The organism is Anaerolineales bacterium, from assembly GCA_037382465.1.
Lineage (GTDB): Bacteria > Chloroflexota > Anaerolineae > Anaerolineales > E44-bin32 > WVZH01.
The window spans coordinates 163,733-179,379 of the sequence record JARRPX010000002.1; the positions used below are offsets into that span (position 1 = coordinate 163,733).

At 50.7% G+C, this 15,647-nt stretch carries 19 protein-coding genes; 10 read left to right on the forward strand and 9 right to left on the reverse strand.

Annotated elements, in window-relative coordinates:
• Positions 1–11: 11 nt before the first annotated feature.
• The 3 genes from P8Z34_01210 to P8Z34_01220 form a co-directional block, all read right to left on the reverse strand.
• Positions 12–896 carry a cation diffusion facilitator family transporter gene (locus tag P8Z34_01210; GenBank protein MEJ2549281.1) on the reverse strand — a complete coding sequence of 295 codons (885 nt, stop codon included), beginning with the start codon at positions 894–896 and terminating at the stop codon, positions 12–14.
• Positions 897–1,003: 107 nt separating this feature from the next.
• Positions 1,004–1,786 (reverse strand): hypothetical protein, encoded by a 783-nt coding sequence (locus tag P8Z34_01215; protein ID MEJ2549282.1) that lies wholly within the window; start codon positions 1,784–1,786, stop codon positions 1,004–1,006.
• 54 nt (positions 1,787–1,840) lie between these two features.
• A complete protein-coding gene (locus P8Z34_01220) occupies positions 1,841–2,827 on the reverse strand; it encodes a 50S ribosome-binding GTPase (GenBank protein MEJ2549283.1) in 987 nt (328 codons plus the stop codon).
• 236 nt (positions 2,828–3,063) lie between these two features.
• Between P8Z34_01220 and P8Z34_01225 the strand changes: the two genes are divergently transcribed.
• Positions 3,064–3,810 carry a hypothetical protein gene (locus P8Z34_01225; GenBank protein MEJ2549284.1) on the forward strand — a complete coding sequence of 249 codons (747 nt, stop codon included), beginning with the start codon at positions 3,064–3,066 and terminating at the stop codon, positions 3,808–3,810.
• Between the two features lie 106 nt (positions 3,811–3,916).
• Here P8Z34_01225 and P8Z34_01230 read toward each other — a convergent pair whose 3' ends face one another.
• From P8Z34_01230 to P8Z34_01255, 6 genes are all read right to left on the reverse strand, one after another.
• Positions 3,917–4,588, reverse strand: coding sequence for a CDP-alcohol phosphatidyltransferase family protein (locus tag P8Z34_01230; protein ID MEJ2549285.1), 672 nt, complete (start codon positions 4,586–4,588; stop codon positions 3,917–3,919).
• Positions 4,589–4,657: 69 nt separating this feature from the next.
• Entirely contained in the window at positions 4,658–5,230 is a 573-nt protein-coding gene (locus P8Z34_01235) for a HEAT repeat domain-containing protein (protein MEJ2549286.1), read from the reverse strand.
• A 71-nt stretch (positions 5,231–5,301) separates the two neighbouring features.
• The gene (gene msrA, locus P8Z34_01240; protein MEJ2549287.1) at positions 5,302–5,874 is read right to left on the reverse strand and encodes a peptide-methionine (S)-S-oxide reductase MsrA; all 573 of its coding nucleotides are present in this window, start codon (positions 5,872–5,874) and stop codon (positions 5,302–5,304) included.
• Between the two features lie 78 nt (positions 5,875–5,952).
• The gene (locus tag P8Z34_01245) at positions 5,953–6,471 is read right to left on the reverse strand and encodes a DUF4157 domain-containing protein (GenBank protein MEJ2549288.1); all 519 of its coding nucleotides are present in this window, start codon (positions 6,469–6,471) and stop codon (positions 5,953–5,955) included.
• Between the two features lie 55 nt (positions 6,472–6,526).
• Positions 6,527–7,591, reverse strand: a complete 1,065-nt coding sequence (locus P8Z34_01250; GenBank protein ID MEJ2549289.1) for a hypothetical protein — start codon at positions 7,589–7,591, stop codon at positions 6,527–6,529.
• A 3-nt stretch (positions 7,592–7,594) separates the two neighbouring features.
• Complete coding sequence (locus P8Z34_01255) at positions 7,595–8,542, reverse strand: aldo/keto reductase (protein ID MEJ2549290.1); 948 nt, start codon at positions 8,540–8,542, stop codon at positions 7,595–7,597.
• 421 nt (positions 8,543–8,963) lie between these two features.
• Here P8Z34_01255 and P8Z34_01260 point away from each other — a divergent pair, with 421 nt between their 5' ends.
• From P8Z34_01260 to P8Z34_01300, 9 genes are all read left to right on the forward strand, one after another.
• Positions 8,964–9,929: a response regulator gene (locus P8Z34_01260; GenBank protein ID MEJ2549291.1), complete on the forward strand. Its 966-nt coding sequence runs from the start codon at positions 8,964–8,966 to the stop codon at positions 9,927–9,929.
• 94 nt (positions 9,930–10,023) lie between these two features.
• Positions 10,024–10,596 carry an ADP-ribosylation factor-like protein gene (locus tag P8Z34_01265; protein ID MEJ2549292.1) on the forward strand — a complete coding sequence of 191 codons (573 nt, stop codon included), beginning with the start codon at positions 10,024–10,026 and terminating at the stop codon, positions 10,594–10,596.
• A gap of 26 nt (positions 10,597–10,622) precedes the next feature.
• Positions 10,623–11,333: a DUF4388 domain-containing protein gene (locus P8Z34_01270; protein ID MEJ2549293.1), complete on the forward strand. Its 711-nt coding sequence runs from the start codon at positions 10,623–10,625 to the stop codon at positions 11,331–11,333.
• A 92-nt stretch (positions 11,334–11,425) separates the two neighbouring features.
• Positions 11,426–12,436 carry a hypothetical protein gene (locus tag P8Z34_01275; protein MEJ2549294.1) on the forward strand — a complete coding sequence of 337 codons (1,011 nt, stop codon included), beginning with the start codon at positions 11,426–11,428 and terminating at the stop codon, positions 12,434–12,436.
• Positions 12,437–12,445: 9 nt separating this feature from the next.
• Positions 12,446–12,883, forward strand: coding sequence for a hypothetical protein (locus P8Z34_01280; protein ID MEJ2549295.1), 438 nt, complete (start codon positions 12,446–12,448; stop codon positions 12,881–12,883).
• Positions 12,883–13,671: a DUF4388 domain-containing protein gene (locus P8Z34_01285; GenBank protein MEJ2549296.1), complete on the forward strand. Its 789-nt coding sequence runs from the start codon at positions 12,883–12,885 to the stop codon at positions 13,669–13,671. Before P8Z34_01280 ends, P8Z34_01285 begins: the two co-directional genes overlap by 1 nt.
• 84 nt (positions 13,672–13,755) lie before the next feature.
• Positions 13,756–14,538: a HAMP domain-containing protein gene (locus P8Z34_01290; GenBank protein ID MEJ2549297.1), complete on the forward strand. Its 783-nt coding sequence runs from the start codon at positions 13,756–13,758 to the stop codon at positions 14,536–14,538.
• A 180-nt stretch (positions 14,539–14,718) separates the two neighbouring features.
• On the forward strand, positions 14,719–15,210 hold the full coding sequence (locus tag P8Z34_01295; protein MEJ2549298.1) for a roadblock/LC7 domain-containing protein: 492 nt from the start codon (positions 14,719–14,721) through the stop codon (positions 15,208–15,210).
• Between the two features lie 33 nt (positions 15,211–15,243).
• Complete coding sequence (locus tag P8Z34_01300) at positions 15,244–15,636, forward strand: roadblock/LC7 domain-containing protein (GenBank protein ID MEJ2549299.1); 393 nt, start codon at positions 15,244–15,246, stop codon at positions 15,634–15,636.
• The last annotated feature ends 11 nt before the right edge of the window (positions 15,637–15,647 follow it).

Here is a 15,647-nt window from a genome sequence, read left to right on the forward strand (position 1 = left end):
CACACGTACCCTCAAGTCGATAACATCATGCAATCGGTATCACCATATTCGATGTCGATCGTGATGTGCGAGATGTCCAATTCTTTTACAAGTTCGCGAATATCCTGCTTGACACATTTCACGCTTTCTCTTGGCGTATCCTCGCTCACGACGACGTGGGTTGTCAAAACGTGATGGACGCCATCCAACGACCATATGTGCGTGTGATGAACCGACTCGACGTTCTCGATCTTTAGCAAGCGTTCGTTGATTTTTTCAATTTCATACCGTGCGGGAACGGCTTGAAGAAAGAGACCGAGGGTCTGCCTCAAGTTTCTTATCACGTTATACAGCACGTATATGGAAATCAATATCGACAGTAGCGGATCGAGAAAATAGAGATCTGCGAACAAGAGAATGATGCTGACGACAAGTACGGCAATCCAACCGAGTACATCTTCGATAAAATGCCAGCCGATCGTTCGGGCGTTGAAGGTTCCATCTCTCCGAAGCCGAAAAGCTGCAATGCCATTCACGAGAATGCCACCCAGGGCCAGGATTGCCATACCTTGTGCATTCGGCCGTTCCGGAGCAAACAGCCTTGGAATCGCCTCGAGTGCAATGTAGAGAGCACCTATGATGAGAATGACCGTGTTGATCAGTGCACCAAGAAGTGAGAACCTCCGATACCCGTAGGTATATCGTCGATCGCTTTCTTTTTGGGAGAAGTGCTCCAAATACCACCCCAACCCAAGAGAGACGGCGTCCCCAAGATCGTGCATGGCGTCCGACAAGATCGCCAGGCTGTTGGTCAAGAAGCCGCCGACGATTTCGACGACGGTAAACACCAGATTCAGAAAAAAAGCCGTCCGCAAGCCGGCAGTCGTACTGTGATGATGTCCTTGCCGATTCCCCATTGAAACCTTCTTCCATCCCAGAGTCACATTATCTATTATATTCGCTACCTCATTGCTTCTCGACTAACTGCACCTGGTGATAAGGAGTTAACATCGGCCGCACAGCTTCATCCCGCCACCTTTCTTTGCGTGAAGCGTAAACCAGACCAGACTGCGTCGACCGAGCAAATCTTGTAATCGACCATTCCGGATGCCAGGCCAACTTCGCGGACGACATTCTGTGAAAGGTCGCTTTTTACGCCGGAGGACTTCTTGGGCCAGATAATCCAAAGCCCTCCGTTGAGAGAATACGGAATCATCTCTCCCACACTTCGTTCGAGCCGATCTCTAGAGCGAACAAACCAAAGCGTGATATCCACCGAATGGACTTTGCCTCGCTGAATTCGCACGCCTTCCGGCAGCTTCCCCAATGTACGTTCGAATTCCTCCGGTGCGTCGATCAGAAGCACGCTTGAATTGGCCTCGATCCCTAGTTTCTTGGGCAACGGCGTTCCTTTATACGCTTCGAACACACTTTCAGGAACGACCGGCGACTCAGGTTGATTGACAACAGCCCGTTCGATCGCTGCTCGAACCGTATCCCACGAAGAGAACACTGCATCCGGGAAATGATCTCGAATTTTCGCGACCTTCTCCGGTGAACCCGCGCAGAACACGAGCGGCACGTGTCTCGTCGCTATTGACTTGCGCAGTGTAAACCCCACATCGCGACCTTGTGAGGGCAAACGACTCAGATCGATCACGATCACGTCCGGGATATTAGCCTGGATCTTGCGCAACGTATTACGAGAGAATTTCTCGAATTCAGGTTCGAATCCTTCCTCCCGTATCCGATCCAGGCATGCACGTGCTTCCACATCGTTCCAATGGATCAACCGCACACGTTGCATACCCTATTCCTTTGAAGTTCAAACTGCCGCATATCATAATGTCTATGCGCAATGTTAGATGCGAAGCTCGACAACGTCACCATCCTGCAATATATAATCACGCCCGACCATGATGCCGTCGTGTTCGGCGCTGCCCCACACGCGGGCGCTTTTGAGCTGCTTATAGAAATCCTGATGCACTTTACCTGCGAATTCCTCCACCGTGCACCCGCGATCGAGGATGAACGGTGATTGATAATCGGGTTCCCTTCCAGGCGCCTTCGAATAAACGCGAATGATATCCAATTGCTCGAAAAGGATCTCCTTCAAACGATCCAGATTCCTCCCTGTCTTCGCAGAGATGGGCAAAAGCGGCCAATCCTGCTCGAGCAAGGTTTTAAAGATCTCGAAGTTTTCATCTATGGCCTCATCGTCGTTCTTATTGGCCAGGACGAGCACGGGCTTTACTGAGAGGGTTTGATTGGCGGCATCCTCTTGGGCAATATGCGCCGGGACGATTCTGTTTTCCCGCAGCAGATCAACAACGGAATGTAATTGTGAAAGTGGATCGGCGCGAATATCCACTACGATGAGAATAATATCTGCCCGGCGGATGAGTTCGATCAATTCCGGCTCGATGAATTCACGATTGGTCGGTGGAGTGTCGATAAGTTGAAATTGAACGTTTTCGTAGCGCATCATCCCAGGAGTCGGTTTCCACGTGGTAAAAGGATAATCGGCGACCTCGGGTTTGGCGTTGGTGAGTGTAGACACGAGCATGGACTTGCCAACGTTGGCATGCCCGATCACTGCGATTTGTCCCGCGCCTTCCTTATCGATGTGAAACGCAGATTCCTGTCGGCTTACAGCCTTTCGGGCTTGTGCAGTGGATTTCAATTTGGATAGTTTCTTGCGCAAATCACCGCGTAGTTTGTCGGTTCCCTTATGTTTGGGAATTTTGGTTAGCATTTCCTCGAGGCAAGCAACCTTTTCCTCCGGTGTGCTCGCCGAACGATAGCGCGCTTCGACCTCAAAATAGTCTGGGGGAAGATTTGTAGGCATCGCTATTCAATCAATTCATCACGACCGCAATGGAAGTGTATAAAACCTCGAAGCCAATTTACACACCCATTCAGACCGGCTTCGCCTAATGATTATATACGCGATCAACCCGGGGAAAAAAAGCGTTGCTTCATTTGTGCCGATCCGCATTTATTACGATCCCTCCCGGAAAAGCAACTACACAATAGACGAAGTGAGGCTTTTCAAGATAGAATTATAAATAAGGAGACGAGTGAATGACACCTGGTTTTAAGGAACAAGTAACTCAACTGCGCGATCAAGTTATCAATGAATCCCTGAGGTTCCTGCATCTTTCCCAAGACACCGTATCCGGGAAAATCATCGGCGGTATGCTTGCGTCGCCCGCAATGCGGCTCGCCGAGCTGGTGCAGTCATTCGATCAACTCGTTGCCGGTTCAGGACTACACGAAGCATCCCGGCGAATGCTCGATCGCTTCGTCCGCTATTTCGAGGTCGAGCTGTTCGCCAACCTGAAGTCGATGCGAGACCATTTCATTCTCGTCTCGCGCAACACCTTCGAGCGCCTGGCCGTTGTGCGTGAAGTGATTCGACACCTGCAAGAGGGTGGTGCCGTATTGATATTTCCACGCGGTTTGATCGAACCCGACCCGCAGGTATTGACTGGTGCGACCGAATCCCTGTCACGCTGGTCCCCCAGCCTCGAAGTCATGTTGCGGCGTGTTCCACAAGCGCACCTCTCGGTTACCATCATTCGAGGCGTGTTGTCATCCTGGTCGATCAAAAACCCACTTACCCGCCTTCGCAGGAGCATACATGACAAGCAGGTGATTGCCGAGATCAGTCAGGCCGTTCAACACCTGTTCCTTCCCCGCACGCTTGCAATTGCACCGAGACTCAATTACGCACCTCCGATGACTTTCAATGACATCGTCGAAAGATATCATGGTTCGAATCCGATGGACGTCATCCGCCAGACTGCAGCTCAATTAATCGACAATTAATCGAGAAACGATCGCGCAGATAACTCGCTGCGCATCCATCAACAAGAAAAGATCCATCCGAACTTGCGGTGGATCTTTTTTTATACTTGATGGCAACAAGAATAGGTCAGCGTGAATCGACACCAACGAGTTCGCGCCCGTATTGAATGGAAGTGCTTACGAAGAGTGTGAACAACAGAAGCGCAATAACGAGAATCAGCGTATCGAAAGCCGTGATTGTTATGCCGAGAAACTCATATCCCGGATTGCCGAAGAAAAAGATCAGCGCGTTGGCGATGATAGCGATCAACCGCACTTCAGTGGGTCCAATCTTTGCATACGATATACGGAAGACGCCGGTGACAAATGCATAGACGTACGCCAGGATCGAAAGCAGCAAGTAACCACTCAGTGCGAGGCAGGCAATGTCCAGGCGAACATAAGCCGATACACCGAGTCCGGTGAAAACCACCACCTGACTGAAAGCATCGACGATGTGATCGATGTAGAAGCCAAATTTCGGCCGCTCGATCTTGCGATAGCGTGCCAGCGTCCCGTCCAGGCTGTCCCCGTACCAATTGATGACGAAACCGAGGCTCGCCAACCATAAGAAAGCCGGTGACGCTTTCGTGAGCGCGTATCCCACAAAAATAACCAACGATCCGATGATCCCGATGATCGTCAGGGTATCCGGTGTAAACCGCTGCGGAGTCCGCTCTGCGAACCAGTGCAAAACGCGTCGTTCAATGGGATCCAAGATGCTGTTTTGTATGCGAGTCTGTGATTTAACGTCTGGCATATCATTCCTCCTATTTCATCCTTGAAAACCCAAAACCGAGGACTTCGATGTGCCACATCTATCGAGCATTCATACGAGCTGATCGAGCTGCGGACTTTTTATCCAGCCTTTCGGAAACGGTCGATCGGGATTCATAAGCAGATCCAGCGCCTGACGAACCTTCGTTCGGATGGCAATACTTTCGCTTTGCTTGAGGTGCTCGACCTTTGCCAGAATCTCACTACAGAACCGGGGATAGATACGGGCCACGATACACAGACTGACGATCGACCAGGCTTGCACGAAGGCGCTATCATCACCGAGTAGATGGTACAACGTATTCGTTACTTTCTCGAGCTTGGGCGAAAAAATCGACAGATAACCAAGGATCATCGCCAGGTGCCACCGTACCATGGCGACTTCATCTTGCATCGCTATGTCCACAATCGAATCGACGTGATCGACAATCAACTCTGGCGAAGACCGCGCAACTTTTTCAAGGGCGTCCGCCGCATGGCCGCGTACGACTTTATCGTCGTGACGCAATCCCGCCAACAAATCCGCGGTCAATTCGGGGTTCTGCAGCACGAGGTTGACGACCTCGTTCGCAGCGCCATCGGAACGTAAATCGCCGTCCGAAAGCCACTCTGCAATTGAACTCACGATCCACTTGCCTTCATGCAACCTGACACGCCGACCGGATTCATGATATCTTGCTCAATACCAGATATCAACTATTGCTTTAGTCTTTCGGCGAACTTTGCGCGGAATTTAACCACCTTGGGAGATATCACGGCGCGGCAGTACCCCGCAAAAGGGTTCTTTTTGAAGTAATTCTGATGATAGTCCTCAGCCGGATAAAAATGCTTCAACGGCTTTAATTGTGTCACAACCGGGCGTTCCCAAATTCCCTCTTTTCCAATTTCTTGAATCTTTCGCCTGGCGGTCTCTTCCTGCTGCTCGTTTTGATAGAAAATCACCGAGCGGTATTGCGTACCGACGTCTGCTCCCTGACGATTCAACGTCGTCGGATCGTGGATGCTGAAGAAAACGTCCAACAGGAACTCGTAACTGACCTGTAGCGGATCGTATGTTATTTGAACGACCTCGGCGTGACCCGTGGACCCCGTACAAACCTGCTCGTAGGTCGGATCGACGACATCCCCTCCCGCATACCCTGAAATGACCTGCTTCACGCCCTCCAGGTTTTGAAACACAGCTTCCAAACACCAAAAACACCCGCCGCCAAACGTGGCGACTTCATCATCCTTCGACTCACCCTGCACACCAGAACGATTCTTATCCATTGCATACCTTTCCAATCTCTAATTAACTCGAAAGCCTCTCTATTATCATAATACCGCCATACGTCGATAAACGTTCGCTCACAAGTCCTCGTCGAATCTTACGGGAGTAAGCAACGCAAATTCCGGATTGGGCGTGTGCGGCTCGTCCATCTGCAGGCAAGGATTGCGACCCGCATTCGTAGTAAATTCATCTTGCAGATGCTCTTTTACAGCCGCCTCGAGTGTGTATGCCGTCGCCTCGATATCGATCTCCGTCCCGTAGCCATGCCGGATAAATCCCCAGAGGTATTTGGCATAGAACTTTACAAGTTTGTATCTTTCGTACTGTTCGACGTGTTTTAGTTCGTGTGCGATCAGCGCCAGGCCTTTCGCAGTATGCGGTTGAAACTGTTCCGCACCGCAGAAGTGAATGGTTTTCCCAAGCGTGATCGCCTTTGTCTTACCCTTCGAAAATCGATCACTGCTCAGAAATGCCGCCAGTCCACTCGCCAACTTGAGCTTCGCCCGGCTTACGACTCCGGGATCCGCATACCACTCAGCACGGGCGAGAAGGCGTTCCGCGCAATCCGGGATTCTCTCTGGGATCAAGTCACTCATCGCATCCTCCCTCAACATCCAATCTTGCTTCGACGCACGAACCGCGGAATCTATATTATGGCAACGCGATTTGCTTGACACCTCTCCCGGAGGTCAGGACCCAAACGGAACGCCCGGGTACTGCCCAACCGATCATCGTATCCACTTCATCGAGCAGCACGCCTTCCGTGAGTTCCAGCGAATCACGATCGAGACGATAGTACACGAGTGGATTTGGTCCACCCAGATCCCTCGATGCAACTGCGGAGAGAGTCAGCAAATGCGATCCATCGATGTCCCAGATGACGTCGGTTAGCGCGATCGTGGACCACCATTCATCCGCCAATGCTCCGTCTAATCCCAGATCGAAGGCGCCGCTGCCGTCTGCCATTGCCAGGATCAAGCGGGGATCGTCCGGTCCTCCCCAATGTGAGAAGATCAGTTCCCTGCTGTTGGGAGACCAGTAAGGTCGATCGGTTACGCTGCCCGTTCCGGAATTATCCACGTCGGCGATCAACCTTTCTTCCAGAGACTCAACGTCGACGACATACAACCCCGGCTCAATATCGAGCCCATATCCGGATTCTCGAGTAAAAGCAACAGCCGTTCCAGACGGCGCGATACTCCAGGTGAAAGTCACATCGTACGCCAGAACACGGTCGACATCGTCAGGCGTACGCCAATGCAGTTCATACGTTCGTTCTCCAGCCAGGATGTAGGCGATGGCAGCTCCATCCGGAGACCACAACGCCTTTACGACGTCATCCTCGAGTAATACTTCCACGGTACCGCTCTCGAGATTTAAGACCGATAAATCGCTGACGGACACGCCGGCAGGGCCGGCTCCTCGGTCCGGGAAATCTAGCGCCATAAGGATCTGATCCGTTTGCGGGTTGTACCCGTAATACTCGCCCATGCTTACCGGGAGATCGAGTGTAAATGCTTGCGTTTCTCCCAGCTCAAAGACTTGGTCGCCCGAGGACAGATAGACAGCCCAGAGGATTTTGGAATGAGGCCGAGATGCACCTGTGGCAGACGTGTCCTCCATGGTCGCAGCAACCAAGCCGACCTTGCAACTCGCCATGTTCAGCGTCACGAACAACAAGACAAGGCCGGACCACTTCCGACACCCATGTCTCATGACTCACCACAACTGATGGACGAGGTCACGAATATCTCTTTGGTAGATTTCGTCCACCTTGCGCATCACGTCGTCCGAGAGTTCAGGCAGGTCGGCGGCGGCCATGTTCTCCTCGACTTGCGAGATTCGTTTTGCCCCGGGAATGGTGCACGTCACCGCGTCGAACATCAGTATCCAGCGCAAGGCCATCTGGACCAGGCTCATCCCTTCGGGGATGATTTCCTTCAATTCCTCGACGGCTTTCAGCCCGGTTTGAAAATCGACGCCGGAAAATGTCTCGCCGCGATCGAACGCCTCTCCATGACGGTTGAATGCGCGATGATCGTCGTTCTCGAATGTCGTGTTGGCAGTCATCTTGCCGGTCAACAAGCCTGACGCCAGAGGTACGCGGGCGATGATGCCCACCTGCCGTTTCTGCGCCTGCTCGAAAAACAGCTCCGCGGGACGATGACGAAACATGTTGAAAATGATCTGGACGCTCTGCACATTCGGATATTCGATGGCTTTCAGAGCTTCTTCCACTTTTTCCACACTCACTCCGTAATACTGGAGCTTGCCGGCCGCGACCATATCGTCGAGAATACCAAATACCTCCGGTATGTAGAAAACTTCCGTAGGCGGACAATGGAGTTGAAGCAAGTCGATCGTATCTGCCTGGAGGTTCTTCAGACTCCGGTCCACAAAGTCGGTTAAATTCTTGCGGTTGTATCCGCTGGCTGTATGGGGATCCAGACGACGACCTGCTTTGGTGGCGATGTAAATCGTCTCGTCGCGCTGCTTGCGTAATTCTGCGAGCAAACTCTCACTGTGCCCATCCCCATAAACGTCGGCGGTGTCGAAGAAGTTCACACCCAAGTCGACGGCTCGATGCAATGCGGCCAATGAATCCTGATCATTCACATGCCCCCAGGTCCCTCCGATCGCCCATGCGCCAAAGCTAATTGCCGACACCTGCCATCCAGTACGACCCAAATTACGATATTGCACGGCAACACCTCCTCCATCCAATTTTGTTCTTCACCAAAAATGGTGAAATGGACTACCCGTTTAATCTACACCACAATGGAAAAACAGTAAATTCCACGAGTTTGTAGTAGATCAGATCCAAATGGCCTGGCCCGAAATGGTCTAGACCATTTTACACAAATCGTGAAGCAGAATATAATGGTGGTTCACTCGCGTCGCATTAGAAACCATTGGAATGTGAAGTCGAGCACGTTTCCCGGGATGCCATCAGGTGATTTATCCATACCAGGGCAGATATTGAGGTGACTTTGCAAGCCAAATGAAAGGTCTACTTTCTCACTTATGATGTACCCTTAGCTTAGATTCAGCGGAAATACAGGAAGGCCTACACTTTGGGAGAATCGACTTGACGAATCAAGGTGCAGACACCAGGCATATGCTCATCGTTGACGATGAGCATGAAATCTTGAAAGCCTTGACCAATTACCTGAGCACGTTGTGCGATGCGTATTCTGTCGATACGGCAAATAGCGGCGCGGCTGCCCTTGAAAAGATCAAAGAAGGCTCTTACGAACTGATCATAACCGATTACATGATGCCGACCATGAACGGCCTGGAATTAGCAAAAGCCGCTCGTGAAATATCTCCTGACACGAAAGTAGTCCTTATTACAGCATACGGGAATAAGGAGCTGCGTTCATCCGTCGAGGATTTAAAACTCGAGGGCTTTATCGACAAACCCTTCAGCATGGCGCAGATTCGGGAGATTGTGGAAAAAGCAATCGGCTCGATGAACAGCGATGACCAACCCAACATGCAAGGTCTTAGCGAACCACTGCGGGACAAATTAAATAAATTACAGGCCGATTCCGGAGCTTCATGCGTTTTACTGCTGAGCGCAAACGGTTACATGGTCGAAACCGCAGGCGTTACAAGCGGCATGGACACTTCAAACATCAGTGCACTCGTGGCAGCGAATTTCGCAGCTTCGTCCGAATTGGCCAGAATCCTGAAGAGCAATTCCGTTTTCAAATCCAGTTTCCATGAAGGCCCGGAATACAACATATATGCTCACGACGTAGACGGCGACTTCCTCCTGGCGGTTATCTTCGGTTCGGAAACCAAACCTGGTGCGGTTTGGCATTACACCAAACAAACGGCCGTCGAACTGGCGCCGCTGATCGCCGATCAGAAGGAAGCGGAAATCGATTCCGACAACCTGGCGGAAGCGATGAATGCCGAACTCGATAATTTGCTGGATGATGAGATCCTGCTGGACGTCGGCACAGGAGAATTGATCACCTTCGAAGACGCCATGAACGCCGGACTCGTTCCATCCGAGTTGAAGGAATCAAAAAAGGCGAAATCATGAAGTTCTCGAAGTATGAAGTTGGTGATTATTGGTCGAGTTTGAAATGGCGGTGAGTTGACGTTATTTTTAGCCTTTTGATGGAGGAACTACCAAGATGTATATAAACCAGAAGCTGGGCGAGTTACACATCAAAATTGTATACTACGGCCCTGCTCGCAGTGGAAAAACGACAAACCTGCAATTCATCCACGGCCACATCAACCCAAAATCGCGTGGTGAATTGGTTTCCTTAAAAACACGTGAAGACCGGACGATTTTTTTCGATTTCATGCAATTAGAACTCGGGAAAATCAATGGCCTGAAACCTAAATTCAGCCTGTATACCGTGCCTGGGCAGGTGTATTACGAAGCAAGCAGAAAACTCGTCCTTCAGGGTTCCGATGGAGTCGTATTCGTTGCCGATTCGCAGCGCGATCGTTTATCTGCTAACATCAGCGACCTCAAGGCACTGGAGCAATACTTGATGCAGCTAGGGACACCGATAGATTCATTTCCGTGCGTCATTCAATTCAACAAGCAGGATCTTCCCGACGTGATCAAGCCCGATGATCTAAAGACGCAGATGAATATCAACGGCGTTCCTTGCATGGGCTCGTCCGCGATCAAGGGACACGGCGTATTCGACACTTTGAAAACCATCATCAATCTTGTGGTTAGACAACTATAAATCTTAAGAAACAAAGGCATTAACCTATGGCAGTTCAGGGGAATCTAATTGACATCAGTTTATCCAGTCTGATCAGCATCAATTGCAATGAGATGAATCAAGCACGCCTGCTTGTGAAACATCGGAATCAGGAAGGAACCTTGTTTTTCGATGAAGGGGACATCGTCCACATGACCCTGGGTTCGCAAGAAGGAGAAGACGTGATCTTCGAACTTCTAACCTGGGAAGACGGATCGTTCGAATTAACGAAAGACGTACGCGCACCGAAACGCAGCGTCGAGACAAACTGGTCCCATTTGCTGTTGGAGGGACTGCGGCGCATCGACGAGCAAACCCTCACGAAAAGCGGTGACGAAGACGCTGCCAATCGTGAAAAACAGAAAGCGGAGCATGAAGCCGCCGAACGCATGGCAAAAGATTTCACGCGGATCAATGGCATCGAAAGTGCACTCGTTACTTCGAAATACGGTGATGTTATAGCGTTCGAGGCAACGAACAATCCCAAGGCAGCGGCGGCTCTCGCAGCTTTCACAAGCCGACGCGCAGAAGAATTGGGCATCCTTTTGAACACCGGGACGCTCCAGCAGATCACCATGTCTGGCGATGGCTGGAGGATGATCGTCTTTCCGTCTGAAAAACACTTGACGGCATTGTCCATGGATCCCAAAATTTCAGTGAGTGCCACAGCCAATGCAATACAAGTCACGAAGAGAAGGCATCGAAAGGAAAAAGTCTGATGCATTGAGGATAACCCCGGAAATTTCTATTCGAGCGATCGTCGAGAACGGAATTCGTTTCGACAAAGATTAGCTCTCATAGGAGAATTGAGATGTTATTACCAAAGGGAAAACCAATCTACGAAAATCTGAACACATCCTTTACGAGTTTCGGCAAGTTGCTGCTGGATCTGAAGTCCAACGGTTTCACCGGATATGTCTTTATCAGTTTCTGGGATTACGAAGCCGCACTGTTCATGGACAACGGCAACATCATCAACGCCATCGAAGAAACCGGCGGAAACAGGAAAACCAGTCACGATGCCGTCGGCAGCATCACTGCAAAAGTCAACCAGAAGGATGGTTCCATCAGCGTATACAGTCTCTCACCGAAGAAGGTGACCATGCTCGCCAGCACAGTGAGAAGCGAAGTACGCTACAAGGATCTCAACACGGATTTCACCAGCCTCGAAAAACTCATTGCAAAACTGAAGAGCGAGGGACACACTGGTTACATCGAGGTCAGGATGACCGGGGGCGATGGCGTAGCGATTGTCTTCCTCGAGAATGGTGAAGTCGTCGAGAGCATCCTCTCGATGCAGGATGAGGCGATATCCGGTGACGCGATTTTGCCTCACATTATCGAGAACGCTTCGGCACTGGGCGCAGATTTCAACGTGTACAACGCCGCTATTGAGGCCTCGTTCGCCGAAAGCGAAGAAATCGAAGCCGGCTTCGACCTGCCTCGACTACTGGCCGTGTGGGGCGAAACGATTGGCGCGATCGAAAGAATGGCAGACAGCACGATCGGCAGAGGTCAATTCCTCGAAGCCTTCAAATACGTCATGATCGAAAAGGCCAATGAATACCCGTTTCTGGATCCTTTCGCCGGCTTGTTCCAATACAAGGACGGCAGAATCCAGTACAGTGGTGATGCGAAGAATCTGAGCAAAGGTCTCAGTGATTGCTTGAGTACGACTATCGAGCAGTTGTCCTCCCAACCGGCAGCCGCCGATCTGGAACACAGGATCCAGACCGAGATGAAGGCGGTCAAGGACAAGTACGACGACACGATCAAGCGCTTGGGCTTGGGGCCATTCATCCTTGGTGTCACGGCCGACTAAGAGCAGAACATGGATCAGGTACTCGCAGAAATCAACGCGTTGGACGGTGTACTCGGATCGTTCATCTGCGATAATCGCGGCAATGTGATCGTGAATGCTGTTCCCGCAAATCTGAACATCGCTGTACTGCGGGGAATCAGCCGTCAAGTGACGCACGCAATCGCTGCCAGGATACAAAACGGTATTCAAGAGATTGATCTGACCTATGAAGGAATCCGGGTGCTGATACGCGACCTCAAACAGGCCGCACTCGTGGTAATCTGCGAATCGAATGTAGACATCGCCCTTCTTCGACTGACGTTGAACGTCAGTTTATCCAAGCCGGAATTCGAATCCCAACTGAGCAACATCGCACCCAAAGAGCAGGTAATCCGGATCGTGCAGGAAGACGATGTCGATGAAATATCCTGGCGCCTATATCGATCCATTAATGAGGGAGTCATGTGATGGCAGAAGCTTTACGGGGTGATCTTAACCAATTATCACTCCCGAACATCATCCAGTTGTTAAAATCGGGGGGTCAAACGGGAAAACTTGATCTGTCAGACGGAAGTAACTCCGGTGAGATTTTCCTGGAGAACGGCAACATTGTTCACGCGATTGCCGGTGTTCTGATTGGGGAAGATGCCTTCTATTCCCTCTTGTCATGGTTGCACGGAGACTTCAATTTCGTCAGCGGTATTGAAACCCCAGAGGAAACAATTTCAACTTCCACCGATTTACTCCTCGCCGAGGGAGAAAAACGCATCCAGGGATGGTCAGAGATCAAAAACGTGATACCTTCGATGCAGGCGATCTTCAATCTTGCCGAAGGGACAACGGGAGCGATCAACCTCGATCCGAACGAATGGAAAGTCCTTGCGCAGGTAAACGGCGTTCGCACGATCACCGATATCGCTGCGTCTCTCGGATGGGACGAATTCGAAGCTGCAAGCGTGCTGGCTGGACTGGTAAAAACGAGACTGCTTGAAATCGTCGAGGAATCCAAGTCGCCTCCCGTCACGGCCATCGACAATGAGTTTTTCGACCGGCTCAATGATGAATTTATTGAAGTAATCGGACCTGTTGGACCGGTGATCATCGACGAGAAGATCGCTTCGCTGAACGAAACAAGGGAGTCTTTCCCGCGCAACAAAGTCGCGGACCTGGTGGAACAAGTAAGTACGGAAATTGAAGACGCGGATCAACGCATGCATTTCCAGCAGATCATGTTGGATCTGTTGCGAGGCATCTAACCCGACGATCAAGGAGTACTTACCGCTGCAGCTGTCTACGGCATACCGAACTTTGCAATGACGAGTAAGGAGATCTGAACTAAGATGAGATTGACCATCGGCAGAAAATTGGGACTTGGCTTCGGAATTCCTTTGGTCTTGTTGGCTCTGATTGGGATCGCGGTTTTCATCGGATTCAACACACTGACCAATGCAGCGCGAGATTCAATCGAAGCCCAGCAAACCATTGAATTCATGGAAAGAGGCATGAAGCTCCTGTTGACCGAACGGATCTTGTTGAGTCATCAATTCGCGACCGGTGAGGAGACGACGGCGGCTGAAACTCGAGATGACTACATGCAGGAATGGGCGCTCGTCGTCGAAAATACAAGCGCTCGATATTCGGATATGGTGATGGAAATCCAACGGGCAGTCACGATTTACCACCAATATCTGGATAAGGCACAATCAACCTACGAGACCAATCCAAATGATGCGGCCGGTGCAATACGCGAACTCGATGAAGCCGACATATTCTTCATCCAAATCGTTAGACCTACCATGGACGATTTACTTTCTACTGCTGTAGCAGAGAAGTCACAACTCGTCGATGTTCTTGAAAATCAGATCATCGGCATTACGAGAATCGCGATTCTCGTCGTCATCATCGGGATCATCATTTCCGTATTCAGCGCTCTCACCATCCGGCGTGGTCTGACGAATGCGGCTTTATATCTGAGCTCTGCAGCCGAGAGCATCAGCCGCGGCGATTTGGACACTCCCATTATCGCTGAGACGGGTGACGAAATGGAAGATCTCGCCCGATCGATTGAGCGGATGAGAGTCAGCCTGAAAGCTGCGATCGAACGATTGCGGAGAAGAAGCTAACCATGTTGGTTACGCAAATTAACCGAGAAATCAGCACGACCTTTCACATAATTGACGATGGGACGATCTCCAGATCCACCCAAAATATGTCGTTCCAGCGTAAATTCGGCGGGACTTCCAAATACGTTTGCATGATTTCGGACTTGAAAGTCAACGCCAACCAATTTCGGGAGGTACCCAATGTCAGATAAAGTGGTCATACCCCCAGCTCTGATGACGAAGATCATCAAGATCATGTCGCAATTGCTGGAGAAAACCCAGGCATGCTGTGTCTTGCTTGCGGACATCAGCGGTCAGTTGATCTGCCAACAAGGGTTTACCAAAACCTTTGATCCGGTCATCTTGTCTGCTTTAACCGCCAGCAACATGGCCGCAACGGCAGAGATTGCCCGCCAGATCGGTGAGGAAAATCCCTTCAAACTCATGTTCCACGAAGGGGACGATCAAAATATCTATCTTTCGAACGTTGCCGGCAGTTTCCTGCTCGTCGTCCTGTTCAGCACAAAAGTTCAGATCGGTCTTGTACGCCTTTTCACCGGACAAGCCGTGAAGAACCTCGTTCCGCTTGCCGCGGAGTTCGAACGAGTACAAAAGGAACAGGGGCGCATTGTCGATGATGAATTTGGTCAAGCATTGACCACAGAGATAGAGAGTCTGTTTGGCGAAAATTAGCATTCGACACTTAGTGGCTGAAGGAAGGTTACAATGAATTATCAACAAGTTGATTTAGCCACGTACCAACCGGTAACGCTCGATGAACTGCTGTTCACCTTGCACGAGCAAGGTCAATTCGAGACTGCCGTTCTCGCCAGCGTTGAAGGATTGCCAATCGCAACCGTACCTGCAAACTTCGATACGGATAAAGCGGCAGCCATGATCGCGATGTTGAAGAGAGTGAGTAAAGAAGCGCGCGATCAATTTCCGCTGGCAGAGATTGATGAATTTTCCATTCTTGATTCCAATCGGATGCGCTTGGTTTGCCGATATTTGAAGGCCGGCGGCGAGGAAATGATTCTTGCGGTTATCGCGCCGCCAGACCACAGTTACCGCCGCATGACGAACCAGGCCATCAAACAAATCGTTGAATTCCTAGCTTGATTTCGAAAGTA